This is a genomic window from Enterovibrio paralichthyis, from assembly GCF_019209835.1.
GTDB lineage: Bacteria > Pseudomonadota > Gammaproteobacteria > Enterobacterales > Vibrionaceae > Enterovibrio > Enterovibrio paralichthyis.
In genome coordinates, this window is record NZ_JAHUTS010000002.1 from 50,640 (window position 1) to 63,188 (window position 12,549).

10 protein-coding genes are annotated in these 12,549 nt (G+C 49.1%); 3 read left to right on the forward strand and 7 right to left on the reverse strand.

Annotation, left to right across the window (positions count from 1 at the left end; all coding sequences use genetic code 11):
- The first annotated feature begins 104 nt into the window (after positions 1–104).
- Positions 105–1,298, forward strand: coding sequence for an FIST signal transduction protein (locus KU854_RS02560; protein ID WP_218356925.1), 1,194 nt, complete (start codon positions 105–107; stop codon positions 1,296–1,298).
- Entirely contained in the window at positions 1,295–3,376 is a 2,082-nt protein-coding gene (locus KU854_RS02565; RefSeq protein WP_218356926.1) for a PAS domain-containing hybrid sensor histidine kinase/response regulator, read from the forward strand. Before KU854_RS02560 ends, KU854_RS02565 begins: the two co-directional genes overlap by 4 nt.
- A gap of 177 nt (positions 3,377–3,553) precedes the next feature.
- Here the strand turns inward: KU854_RS02565 and KU854_RS02570 are convergent, their stop codons facing one another.
- The 6 genes from KU854_RS02570 to KU854_RS02595 all read right to left on the reverse strand — a co-directional run bounded on the left by KU854_RS02570 (position 3,554) and on the right by KU854_RS02595 (position 10,868).
- Positions 3,554–4,474, reverse strand: a complete 921-nt coding sequence (locus KU854_RS02570) for a LysR family transcriptional regulator (protein WP_218356927.1) — start codon at positions 4,472–4,474, stop codon at positions 3,554–3,556.
- A 48-nt stretch (positions 4,475–4,522) separates the two neighbouring features.
- Positions 4,523–6,871 carry a nitric oxide reductase activation protein NorD gene (locus KU854_RS02575; protein WP_255555367.1) on the reverse strand — a complete coding sequence of 783 codons (2,349 nt, stop codon included), beginning with the start codon at positions 6,869–6,871 and terminating at the stop codon, positions 4,523–4,525.
- A gap of 16 nt (positions 6,872–6,887) precedes the next feature.
- A complete protein-coding gene (locus tag KU854_RS02580) occupies positions 6,888–7,709 on the reverse strand; it encodes a CbbQ/NirQ/NorQ/GpvN family protein (RefSeq protein WP_218356928.1) in 822 nt (273 codons plus the stop codon).
- A gap of 105 nt (positions 7,710–7,814) precedes the next feature.
- Positions 7,815–8,174, reverse strand: a complete 360-nt coding sequence (locus tag KU854_RS02585; RefSeq protein WP_218356929.1) for a ribulose bisphosphate carboxylase small subunit — start codon at positions 8,172–8,174, stop codon at positions 7,815–7,817.
- 24 nt (positions 8,175–8,198) lie between these two features.
- Positions 8,199–9,617: a form I ribulose bisphosphate carboxylase large subunit gene (locus tag KU854_RS02590; RefSeq protein ID WP_218356930.1), complete on the reverse strand. Its 1,419-nt coding sequence runs from the start codon at positions 9,615–9,617 to the stop codon at positions 8,199–8,201.
- Positions 9,618–9,872: 255 nt separating this feature from the next.
- Positions 9,873–10,868: a sialic acid TRAP transporter substrate-binding protein SiaP gene (locus tag KU854_RS02595; protein ID WP_218356931.1), complete on the reverse strand. Its 996-nt coding sequence runs from the start codon at positions 10,866–10,868 to the stop codon at positions 9,873–9,875.
- A gap of 191 nt (positions 10,869–11,059) precedes the next feature.
- Here KU854_RS02595 and KU854_RS02600 point away from each other — a divergent pair, with 191 nt between their 5' ends.
- The gene (locus tag KU854_RS02600; RefSeq protein WP_218356932.1) at positions 11,060–12,076 is read left to right on the forward strand and encodes an aldo/keto reductase; all 1,017 of its coding nucleotides are present in this window, start codon (positions 11,060–11,062) and stop codon (positions 12,074–12,076) included.
- 47 nt (positions 12,077–12,123) lie between these two features.
- Here KU854_RS02600 and KU854_RS02605 read toward each other — a convergent pair whose 3' ends face one another.
- Positions 12,124–12,516 carry a peptidase gene (locus KU854_RS02605; RefSeq protein ID WP_255555368.1) on the reverse strand — a complete coding sequence of 131 codons (393 nt, stop codon included), beginning with the start codon at positions 12,514–12,516 and terminating at the stop codon, positions 12,124–12,126.
- Between the last annotated feature and the right edge of the window lie 33 nt (positions 12,517–12,549).

Sequence of the window (12,549 nt, forward strand, 5' to 3'; positions counted from 1 at the left end):
ATTCAGTGATTAAACAAAAAGAATCGATGTTAAAGCTGGAGTTTCCTGAAGGGTGAACGCTATTATTGACAGAATTGCCGCTAATCAAGACCACAGCTAAGCCCATGAGAATCGCGACGTCCTCGTCAATTCATCCCAATTCGCACGACGCAGTGTGTGAAACAAGCGAAGAAATCAAGCGAACGATTCAGTCGCCTTCCCTGATCCTGGCCTATTACACAGAAAGTCAGGATGAGAATGCTCTGAACACGGCGCTGAAACAGCAGTTTCCCCATTCATCGATAATCGGTTGCTCATCGTGCAAAGGCACCATGACTGAAAAGGGCTACATTGGTGGCCATGCGCTTTCAGTATGGGCGGTAGAAGATGAACAGGGTGCCTATGGCGCAGCGATGAGCGAAGTGGAGCCAGGCAGCGATGTGCACACAAAAGCTAAACACGTTCTTCGACAGGCCATTGCCCAAAGTGGACGTCCAGGCGAGCTGCCATCACTTATTGCTTTACACGCAACCACCGGATATGAAGAAACCATCTTACGAGCTATCCGAGATGAGCTTGGCGTCAATATTCCCATTATTGGCGGCACAGCGGCTGACGAAGAGATCTGTGGTAACTGGACGTTACTGGATGGCACCCGGGTAATCTCACAAGGTATTGCCATGGCTGTGTTCTTTCCAACAGCCCGGGTCAGCTACTCATTCCACAGCGGATATGCTGCGACCGGTGAAAGCGCTGTTGCTACACGAGTGGAAGGGCGCACATTGCTTGAGTTGGATGGCAAGCCTGCCGCTGACGTATACAGTGATTGGTACCGCGAAGCAACAGAGCGGATCATTGACAGCGAAGATCTGTTCGCGCAATCAACCCTCAACCCATTGGGGCGCCAAACCGGTGAAATACACGGCATGCCTTATTACACCTTGTCACATCCGGCAACAGTCTCTTCCGCGCGCGGCATCGAGATGTTCTGCAATATTCAGGAAGGGGAACGGGTCTATTTTATGTCCGGCACAACAGAGATGTTGGTATCCCGGGCGGGTCGTGTTGTCGACTCTGCCAACGAGCATGATCGGAATACTTACGACCCAATAGGAGGGATTGCGATCTATTGTGCCGGTTGCATGCTGCACGTAAGGGAGGCCCTGCACGATGTGGCCGCAAACATGAGTGTTGCTATGCATCATGCACCTTTTATCTGCCCTTTCACCTTCGGCGAACAGGGGCAGTTCCTCGGCGGCGAAATTGCCCATGGCAATCTAATGATCTCCACAGTTTTGTTCCATAAGGACGAGCTATGACCAGCGCAATTTCTGAAAAACTGCAGGAAACGCTGTTCGAACTGAACCGCGTTGAAGAGCGCGAGCAAAAATTTAAGGAAGAGAACAGTGCTATTCTCTCCGCGATTTCTGCTATGTCTGGCGCAAGTAACAAGATAGAAGTATTCAACACACTATTGAAAGTCATTGAACGGTACGTCTCTTTTGATAATGCCTTGGTACTTACTCGCAACAAGGAAACGGAAGACGTCTATTCCTGCTTAGTTTCTACCTCTGCACATGTCGAGAATTTCCAGTGGTGTGATGGCGACACATTCTCACGCTGCGTGAATGGACAAACCGTTATCCTTTATGCGCCGGAAAGGGTGCATGAATTCTCCCTGCTTTATCCGGAAGATTTCGACACCTGCCGCTCTGCATTGATCACCGGCGTGTCTGTGAATGCCAGCGAATCCATCCTCATCCTTTTTTCTTCTAAGTTTGGTGGATTCGATGTCAAAGCTCAGCAGGTAATCCAGCGTTTCAGGCCCTTGATTGAACGTACTATTATCGATATCGACTACCGTGAGCGATTGCAGTGTCTGGTGTCTGTTAAAACACAGGAGCTGACTGCAAGTCGTCAACGCTTCCGAGATTTTGCGAAAACGGCAGGTGACTGGTTTTGGGAATTGAATAACCAACTTCAATTTACCTATTTATCCGCACCCTCGAACGAAACCTTGGCTGCAGACCCCCAGGCGATCATGAATCAACTCAACCGCCAGCCAGAAGTAAAAAACAAACTGCTGGATTTGATTCAGGTTGAACAACCGTTCTCGGATGTAGAATGGAATGTCATTCTGAACGGAGAGGAAGAGTGGGTTAGCCTTTCCGGCCGCCCTTATTATGACAAGCGCGGAAACTGCATGGGTTTTCGCGGAACAGCGAAAGACATTACCGCGCGCAAAAAGCGTTTGCAGGAACTTCAACAGGCAAGACAACAGGCAGAATCCGCCAATGCCGCCAAGTCGCAGTTTTTGGCAATGATGAGCCATGAGATCCGCACACCGTTGAATGCGGTGATGGGATTGCTCGACATGTTGCAACAATCATCACTGAACGAAGAGCAGCAAACCTGGATTTCGCAGATGGATAAGTCAGCGCAATTGTTGCTTATCATCATCAATGATGTCCTTGATCTTTCACGGATTGAGTCCGAGCGTTTTTCCTTGTCACCCGATTTTATTAATCCACGTGACAGTGTCACAATTGTAATAAACCAGCTCAAGGATGAAGCTGCACGGAAACAGCTCGATCTGGCCGTGAACATCGCAGATAACGTGCCGAGTTCGATCTATCAGGATGAAAACCGTTTTACCCAAATCCTGCTTAACTTGGTTGGCAACGCTATCAAGTTCACAGAGCAGGGGCGTGTGCACGTCTCCATGAATTGTGAAGACAACGTACTGAAAATTGCAGTGGAAGATACAGGCATAGGGATCAGCCAAGAAAACAGAAAAAATATCTTCCAGCCGTTTACCCAAGCGGATGGTAGTATCACCCGTAAATATGGCGGAACCGGGCTCGGTCTCTCCATTTGTAAAAGATTGGTATCGACAATGAACGGCAGTATCGACTTTGTCAGTCAACCTGAAGAGGGCTCAACCTTTTTCATCAACATCCCGCTAGCGGAAGCGTCTGAAATAGACAATTCAACGACGGAGAAACTGGATTTCGAAGAGATCCGTCAACTTAATGTCTTGGTCGCCGAAGACAGCAAAGCTAACCAAATGGTGGTTAAGCTGATGCTGGAGAAAGCAGGGCACCATGTGGTTGTTGCAAACAATGGCCTTGAAGCTATCGATGCAGTGAAAACAACGACGACACCTTTCGACATCATCTTAATGGATATGTCGATGCCGGTGCTTTGTGGTATTGAAGCGACAAAACACCTTCGTCAACTCGGTTACACCTTGCCAATCATTGCGCTGACGGCAAACGCGATGAACGAAGATAAGGAAACGTGCCTTGCGTCGGGAATGGATGACTTTGTGACTAAACCGATTCGAGCCGTTGTGTTGAAGAAGACACTGCATCGTCACTCAGGTGGGCAAGAGTAAACTTGTACCCAAACAACCTGAAGATGCAGGATTCAGCGAGAATATTCAGGTCGTTTATGTATAGCACCTAACGCACAATTACTTCGACAATTAAAACAGAAAGCCCGCGGAAATTTCTGCGGGCTTTTTCATTTCCAATCACACATATCACCCTGATTTACCGTAACTTTTAAAGTGTTACGCGGTAACGTATTTGGTGTTATTTTCAGCAGATTGGCCATAATTGAGCAGGTATTCCTGAAATGCTAATGCAATGGGAGAGAGCCGCTTGTCATTTCGGTGAACTAAATACCAATTGCGGATAATTGGCATGTTTTCCACGTCCAATACGCACAATCTTTTTGCTTCAAGTTCCAACTCAATTGTGTGTTTGGAGACAATTCCGAGGCTTAACCCCGCTGAGACCGCTTGCTTAATGGCTTCGCTGGCGCTCATTTCGGCAGCGACATTCAATGTGAGTTTATGGCTGTCAAAGAAACGTTCGATAGCAAAACGGGTTCCCGAGCCCTTTTCGCGAACGACCATGGGTTCTTTGGCGATGGCATTAAGTGGGATTTTTTTCTGGCTGCAGAAAGGATGGTTAATTGGGGCTATCACCACAAGAGGGTTTTCCATAAACACGGTGGACGTTACGTCGAGTTCTGCTGGCGGTTTTCCCATGATCACTAAATCACAGTCATTGCATTTAAGGTCTTTTAAAAGCTGTTCCCGGTTGGTGACTTTCAAACTGATGCCGATATCCGGGTGTTCCCGTGAAAAGGCGGCAAGAAGGGTCGCTGCAAAATAGTTGGCCGTGCTGGCAACCGTAATTTTCAGTTTGCCGGTGGAAAGTGATTTCATGCTGGCGAAGGCATCTTCCGCTTCACGGATTTGTTGCGAAATTCGCTGGCAATACCCCAGCAACTCCTCACCGGCATCGGTTAAAAACAGTGATTTCCCCAAGTGCTCGAAAAGTGGCAAGCCGACATTGTCTTCCAACTGTTTGATTTGCATGGAAACTGCAGGTTGAGTGAGGTGCAATTCTTCTGCCGCCCGCGTAAAGCTGGCATGGTTTGCTACCGCCTGGAAAATGTTTAGCTGGCGTAAAGTCAGGTGCATCATCACGTCCTCTGTGCTGTCTGAAATACACCTCTCTTGACGGAGGGTTTATGTAGCGTGGCGCGTGATCGAAGCAAATAATGTGGGCAAAATATCGGGCAGGCGTTTTGCGTCATCCAACACAGAAAAACGGCCAAAACCGAATATTTGCTCGATATAGTTGTCTGCATTCGGATCTATGGTCAGGCAAAATGGTGTGATCCCTTGCAGGCTGATTTCATCAATTGCCTGCTTGGTATCGGCCTGAAGATAGACAGGGTCGCGCACATCAATATCGGATGGCATGCCATCACTGATCATTAACAGTAGTTTTTTGCGCGCAGGTTGTTGAGACAAAAATGTTTTGGCGTGGCGCAACGCAGCGCCCATGCGGGTTGATAACCCAGCCTTCATGCCTGCTAAGCGTGCTTTGGCTTTCTCATCAAACGATTCATCGAAGTCTTTCACTTTTTGATATTGCACATCGCTGCGTCCATCAGAAGAAAAGGCATGAATCGCAAAGGGATCGCCAATGCCTTCAATGGCACTGGCAAGCATAACCGTCGCTTCTTTTTCTATATCCAGAATGGTTACATCAGAATCCGGGAGCGGTTCCGTAACAGAATGTGATAGATCGACCAGCACCAATACGGCAAGATCACGCTCTTGTCGTTTGAGCCGGATGTCAATGTTCATGTCCGGCAGGGCGCCGCGGCGGATTTCTTTCATTGCTTCAATCGCGGCATCCAAATCGAGATCGTCACCTTCGCGTTGTTTGCGCATGCGAAGCAACCCTTTAGGCTGCATTGCTTCAACCAGCCATTTTATTTTGCCCACCAGTTGTTTCCGTTCACTAAGCAACTGATCGATGAAATCGGGGTCGCCTTTTACCGGTGAGTATTCTGTCAGCGTCACCCAATCAGGACGCAAAGTCCGGGAGGTGTAGTCCCATTCGGGATAAAGAAAGGGCTCAGACTTTTGTTGTTTGCCTTCCAGTTCATTCAGGCTGACATTTTCAGGATCACCATCGCGATAAAACGGCGTTTCCAGATGCCAGATTTCCTGCGCATCATCGTCAGCCAGCTCACAGTCGATCTCGTTCACCATTTCCATGACATTTACGGTGCGGCTGATCTGCTCGGGTTCTATGAAAATGTAGGTTTCATCCTGTTCGCGCCAGAGGTTGTGGTTATCATCCCGGTAGGGTAAGGCGGCTTCTTTTAGCCAACGCTCTGCGTTGGATTCTTTCTCCAGTAGCTCAGCGAGCCTTATGCCTAATGCTGAAATCATGTCGGCTTTTGCCTGAATTGTGCCGTTAAAATTCACTATTTCTTTAAATATTGCAGCGAGTTTGTCGAATGGTTCAGTGAGAGAAGTGCTTTGATTCAAGAAGATCGCGTGAACCAATTCCAATAGCGGATTTTGGTGACTACCCGGTTGATGGAACGGTTGCCAAATCGCACGAAGCAGCGGATGGTCTTCCATTGCCAGAGCTTCAACATAGGCATCTTCAAACAAGCCAATACACTGTTGTTGCAATGGGTTGTAGCGCTGCGCATTTCTTGCGCATCCATAGATCAGGTGCGCACCGCAATGTGTCGCCATCGCGCGGTATAGCGATTTGGGCGCTATCGATTTGCCGTTGAAGTAAATCGTTTCCAACGCATCGGGAAGATGAATCACGCCTTGTTGAATGTTGGGCGGTATAAAAGTGGCGCGTGAATCATCTTCCAGCTCTGCTATTTGAGGGCGGAGAAAGAAGGTCTGCTCCCAGACAGCGCGGAGCAAAAATCCGAGTTGGCGCTGGATATCGATAAACAAACAACCGCGCCGTTGTTGTTGGAACATCGCCTGGCTATCCGCTGATTGAAGCGAAAAATACGCCACCAGCGCTTCTTCATTATGGGTGTGGGATTTTGCCCCCACCATTGCCCAATGACGCAACCCGCTGATATTGACCTTGTTCAACATGGTACTGGAAACAGAAAGAAAAGGCTGAATACAACGGGGAGACAAAGCCGCAAGATCTTCACTCAACGACAGATAGCGTTGAAATGCACTGAGGCTTTGAAGCTTCTGAGCGGTCAAGGGCAGCACTTCCAAAAATTGTATAAGCCTCTGATTTGAAAGCCAGCTTTTGAGGTTCACCACAGAATTGAAGGTCTGCTTAGTGACGTTGTCACCTAAAACGCGATAAAGCTCTGGAATGATGCGGAGCAAGACGATATTTACATCAAACCGGCGCGTGTCCTGAAACGCATTTTCCACCATTTCTAGGTAATCCGCCGCCTCGCTTTCGCCAAGATGGGGAACAGTCTCCCGCGTTAACGTCGACAACTCCCGAAACAGAGCGAGTTCCGATTCTGAATGAAGTTGGGCTTCAATATCTCTTAACAGTGGTTCTAATCTGGCAATCATCGCGGTTGTCCCTTGTCTAGAAGCAGGCCTGAATGGTGGCATCCAGCGTTTCGCGTATGTCGGCGTCATCACTGAGTGGCCTTACCAACGCCATTTGGCAGGCTGCAATAGGGGCGATTCCCTGAACGATAAGTTGTGCGGTGTAAACAAGAAGTCGGGTAGAAATCCCTTCACTCAAACCGTGGCCGACTAAATTGCGGGCATGGCGGGCGATTTGAATCAGGCGGCCAGCCATTTCGGTATCAATCCCAGACTCGTGACAAACAATCGCAGTTTCTGTCTCTTCATCCGGATAGCCGAACTCCAGCGCCGCGAAACGTTGCTTGGTCGAGGTTTTCAGATCTTTCATCAAGGTCTGATAACCGGGGTTATAGGAAATGACCAGTTGGAAATCGTCATGTGCCTGAAGCAATTCGCCTTTCTTTTCCAGCGACAGGGTGCGGCGGTAATCGGTCAGGGAGTGGATAGCGACGGTTGTATCCTGCCTCGCCTCAACCACTTCATCGAGATAACAGATAGCCCCAATCCTTGCTGCCAGTGTTAACGGACCATCCTGCCAGTAAGTGCCATTCGCATCGAGTAAGTAGCGGCCGATGAGATCTGAGGCTGTCATGTCTTCGTGGCAGGAAATGGTGATCAACGGTTTTTTCAGTCGCCAAGCCATGTGTTCAATAAAGCGGGTTTTACCGCAACCCGTTGGGCCTTTGAGCATCATGGGAATGCGCAGTTGATATGCCGCTTGATAAAGGCTGATTTCACTGCCAGCTTCCTGATAGTAGGGCTCTTTATCAATGCAATATTGGTTTTCAATGGGTATTGCCGTTAGCGCTTTATCCATTATCGCCTCCGGATTCTCTTGCTGTGCGGGATGAAGCGAAGAGGGCATGCATTGTTTGTCATGCCCAATATTCGCCCCAATATTCGCTAAGTTGGCTAACTCAAATCACTCAAAACCTGGCGCGCGGTATATCACCATCGACGCCCCTTGGCTTTGCTTGAAGTTGTCATAACCGACCAGACGGACGTGGTTATTGGGATTCTGGTTGTGGCAAAGCTGCGCTTCGTTAAGGATTTGGTCGACGTTGGTTTCGCCAAACATCGGCAGTTTCCACATGTACCAGTAAGCGCCACTGGCTTCCTCTGGTTCAGAATGTTCAATCGCCGGGTTCCAACCCTTGCTGACGATGTACTCCACCTGACGGCGGATCTGCTCTGCCGTCATGCGGGGCAGGTAAGAAAAGGTTTCGAACTTGCGGCTGTGTGCGTCCGTCAGTCGCGAAGCATAATCTATTACATCACTCATCATCATTTCTCCTTGCTGGCTGACTTAGGCGTGAGCCTTATCGAGTTTGTCGACGGTGTCGAACTCAAACTTAATCTCTTTCCAGGTTTCCATCGCCGCTTTGAGCTCAGGGCTATGTTTCGCCGCGGCGGTAAGAATGTCCTTACCTTCTTTTTCCAGCACCTTGCCTTCGTTACGTGCCTGAGTACAAGCTTCAAGGGCAACACGGTTTGCTGCTGCGCCTGCCGCATTACCCCATGGGTGACCGAGCGTACCGCCTCCGAACTGGAATACTGCGTCGTCACCGAAAATGGAAACCAGCGCAGGCATGTGCCAAACATGGATACCACCGGAAGCCACCGGGAATACGCCGGGCATTGAGCCAAAGTCCTGATCGAAGAAGATGCCGCGGGAACGATCTTCTTTGATCACCCGATCGCGCATGATGTCGATCCAGCCCAGTGTTGCTTCGCGGTCGCCTTCGAGCTTGCCCACAACCGTACCGGAGTGAAGGTGGTCACCACCTGACAGGCGCAAACATTTCGACAGCACACGAAAGTGGATACCGTGACGCGGGTTTCTATCCAACACGGCGTGCATGGCGCGGTGAATGTGCAGCAACATGCCGTTTTGGCGACACCAGTTAGCCAGTCCGGTGTTCGCGGTAAAGCCTGCGGTCAGGTAGTCATGCATGATGATCGGCATGCCCAGCTCTTTGGCAAACTCCGCGCGGCGGTACATTTCTTCCGGGGTTGGGGCGGTCACGTTCAGGTAATGGCCTTTACGCTCGCCGGTTTCACGCTCGGCACGATGAATGGCTTCCGCCACGTATTCGAAACGGTCACGCCAGCGCATGAAAGGTTGGGAGTTAACGTTCTCGTCATCCTTGGTGAAATCCAGACCACCGCGAAGCCCTTCATAACAGGCGCGGCCATAGTTTTTCGCGGAAAGGCCAAGTTTCGGTTTGATGGTACAACCGAGCAGAGCACGGCCATACTTATTGAGTTTGTCGCGTTCAACCTGGATGCCGTTTGGTGGGCCACCACAGGTTTTTACGTAAGCGATTGGAAAGCGCACATCTTCAAGACGCAGGCCGCGAATGGCTTTAAAGCCAAATACATTACCCACCAAAGAAGTCAGTACGTTTACCACAGATCCTTCTTCAAACAGATCGATGGGATAAGCGACAAAAGCGTAAAACGCCGTATCATCGCCGGGTACATCTTCAATCGCGTAAGCGCGTCCTTTGTAGTAATCGAGGTCAGTCAGCAAATCGGTCCAGACAGTTGTCCATGTGCCGGTTGATGACTCCGCCGCGACGGCTGCTGCAGCTTCTTCACGTGGAACGCCCGGTTGGGGTTCGATTTTGAAGCAAGCCAGAAAATCCGTGTCTGCAGGTTTATAATCCGGCTCCCAATAGGTTTCCCGATACTCTTTTACACCTGCTTGATAACTTTTCGCCATAGCCAAATTCCTTCTGTCGGTCAGAGCCCAAATCGTCAGCTCCGTGCTGGAACCTTCAAATGAAGATTCATTCCATTGTTGGAAAGTGGCGGGAATAAGTGAAATTGCTTCTTCTTATGTTCAGGATAAGGAATTATTTGTACGCGCAGAAAGGCTGGCAAGTGACAGATTTGGTTGGATTAATTTTGCTGTCAGACAAAATAAAAATCGCGGCAACCCGATTGCCGCGACCACTAAAAACGCAATAAAGTGGGATTACTGCGCGTTGATTTGCTCCAGCAGACCTTCTGGCCACTGTTCTGAATAGTCTGAATTCATGTAAGCAGCCTGAACGTGTTCCTGGAACGCTTTCAAATCAGGTTCGTAAACTTTCAAGCCCTGATCGCGGAAGAATTGCGCCAGACTCGCTTCCTGCGCCAGTTGCTTCTGGCGGGCAGATTCTGCAGCATCATCCGACGCTTTTTGCAATATCGCTTGTTGCTCAGGCGTAAAGCTGTCCCAAACCTCTTTGGAGATCGCAATGTAATTCAGATCCACCAAATGACCGGTAAGAATAATTTGCTTGGTCACTTCATGGAACTTGGCGTCTTTGGTCGTTGGGAGAGGGTTGTCCTGACCGTCAACGGCACCGGTTTGCAACGCGGTATAGACTTCAGCAAACGCCATTGGGGTAGGGTTTGCACCCAGCGCTTTACCCAGGAATTGCCACGCATCTGAGCCCGGCATGCGCAGTTTTACGCCTTTCAAATCTTCAGGCGTTTTCACTTCCTGATCGGTGCGTAAATTGACGTTCCGGCGGCCAAGGTACATCACGCTCAGCAATTTAACGCCCAACAAGTCTTCAGCTTCTTCCTTCAGCGGATCCATAAAGTCTGCGGCGAAAACACGTTTCTGGTGTTCTGCATCGCGGTGGACATAACCTGCAGCAAAAATGGAAAACGCAGGAATAAACTCAGCAAGCTCCTGCGCAGAGGTGATGGTCATGTCCAGATTACCACGGGCAATGGCTTCCAGGTCGGTACCTTGTTTGAACAAAGAACTGTTCCAGTGGCCTTCAAATTCCGCAAAGTCAGCAACCGCCGGTGCGAAAACTTCCGTCATGGCGATAGCACGTTCGTCTGTGGCGGACATAGGGCCCGATAGGCGAAGTTTTGTTTCTTCTGCGTTAACGAATGATGTCGCACCTACTGCAAAAACCAAGGCTGCTGCTTTCACTGCTTGCTTCAGAGTTGGTCGTGCTATTGATTTCATGCGTGATACCCCTGCATAGTGTTGTTAGTTCATTCCTTTCTTCTGTTTCATCAAATCATGTTATTGAAATGTTAGTTTCATCATGAGTGAGACAAATCCGGTATTACGCAGGTGTTGGGTGGGAATGGAAGCGTGCATCACGCTAAAAATGTGGCAGAGCGGCAATACAATCAAAAACGAGAATAAACAAAATGGAAAAGCGCAAAATAGGCTCACTGACCGTATCACCCATTGGATTGGGGTGTATGAGTATGTCCCACGGCTATGGGCCAAGTGACGAAACCACATCCATCCGCCTACTGAATGAAGCCTTGGATCTCGGCTACGACTTTCTGGATACCGCGACCATGTATGGCGCAGGCAAGAACGAAGAACTGATTGCCAAAGCCATTAAACATCGTCGCGACGAATACGTACTTGCCAGTAAATGCGCACTCTATTCCCATGATGGCCAACCAAGGATCGACGGCCGTCCAGAGACGATTAAGCGCCACTGTGATGCCAGCCTGCAGCGTTTACAAACGGATGTGATTGACCTTTATTATCTGCACAGGCTCGATCCCAATGTGCCGATTGAAGAAAGCGTTGGTGCATTGGTAGATTTGGTGAAGGCTGGGAAGATTCGGGAAATAGGGCTGTCTGAGATTTCAAGCGAGACATTACGCCGCGCTCATGCTGTTCATCCTATTGCAGCGGTGCAATCAGAGTATTCGCTGTGGACACGATTGCCAGAGCTGAAAATGCTCGCCACCTGTGAAGAATTGGGCGTGACCTTTGTGCCTTTCTCGCCGCTAGGCCGCCAGTTCCTGACTGGGAAAGCGCAGGATTCCTCGTTTTTGACAGACGGAGATATTCGCACTGGGAATGCCAAGCCCCGCTTTGAAGCGAAGGCGTTCATCCAAAACAGTCAGTTACTGAAACCGCTTCAGGACGTTGCAAACCAACTGAACTGTTCGTTGGCGCAACTCGCCTTGGCATGGCTTATCCATCAAACCAACGGGCAGGGCAATAAGACGCTGATACCAATCCCCGGAACCAAACATATCGAATACATGCGTGAAAATATCGGTGCATTGGATGTCGCCATGACACCAGATGTGGTTTCACATCTCTCTTCCGTATTCCGGGAAGAGAATGTTATCGGTACCCGTTATGCGGAAGCAGTAATGAAGGTGATGGATTCGGAGAGGGATAGAGTGCTGATTTGAAGCCATTTCCTTTTTGTAAGAAGAGGGGCTAAATTGAGCCCCTTTAATCATTTCGTCACTTTGTATTCAAGATTGAACGGTGTCGCTGAAATAACGTGGACAGTATACCCTCCGATATTTAGAGTTTTGTTGTCAATTGGAAACAAAAACTCAGTAGTATTGGGTGGGAGTTGTGAAATCTTAGCTTCTGGCTTTGTACTTTGGCTTATTGTTATTCCACCAAAAGGGTTCGAATAAACATTTGAGGTGTTTTGGCCATAACGGGTGAACACATCTTCATTTGATTGAATATTTACATCCATAAATCTGAAGATAATTTTATTGTCTTCAGTCAAACCTTGGAAGCGTAGTTCAGAGTAACCCGTATCGACTTTGCCACCCCAGATGTCAGCTTTACCAAACGCATTTGGTAAGTCCTTTGTTCGAGAAGTGCCAAACACCTTCCCTCCAATTGAAGTGTTTAGAACTGTATG

Excerpts from the sequence above, each read along its gene's own strand:
- KU854_RS02585 (WP_218356929.1), bottom strand. The coding sequence starts at position 8,174 with ATGAGTGATGTAATAGATTATGCTTCGCGACTGACGGACGCACACAGC.
- KU854_RS02600 (WP_218356932.1), top strand. The coding sequence starts at position 11,060 with ATGGAAAAGCGCAAAATAGGCTCACTGACCGTATCACCCATTGGATTG.
- KU854_RS02590 (WP_218356930.1), bottom strand. The coding sequence starts at position 9,617 with ATGGCGAAAAGTTATCAAGCAGGTGTAAAAGAGTATCGGGAAACCTAT.
- KU854_RS02575 (WP_255555367.1), bottom strand. The coding sequence starts at position 6,871 with ATGATTGCCAGATTAGAACCACTGTTAAGAGATATTGAAGCCCAACTT.
- KU854_RS02565 (WP_218356926.1), top strand. The coding sequence starts at position 1,295 with ATGACCAGCGCAATTTCTGAAAAACTGCAGGAAACGCTGTTCGAACTG.
- KU854_RS02570 (WP_218356927.1), bottom strand. The coding sequence starts at position 4,474 with ATGCACCTGACTTTACGCCAGCTAAACATTTTCCAGGCGGTAGCAAAC.
- KU854_RS02580 (WP_218356928.1), bottom strand. The coding sequence starts at position 7,709 with ATGGATAAAGCGCTAACGGCAATACCCATTGAAAACCAATATTGCATT.
- KU854_RS02560 (WP_218356925.1), top strand. The coding sequence starts at position 105 with ATGAGAATCGCGACGTCCTCGTCAATTCATCCCAATTCGCACGACGCA.
- KU854_RS02595 (WP_218356931.1), bottom strand. The coding sequence starts at position 10,868 with ATGAAATCAATAGCACGACCAACTCTGAAGCAAGCAGTGAAAGCAGCA.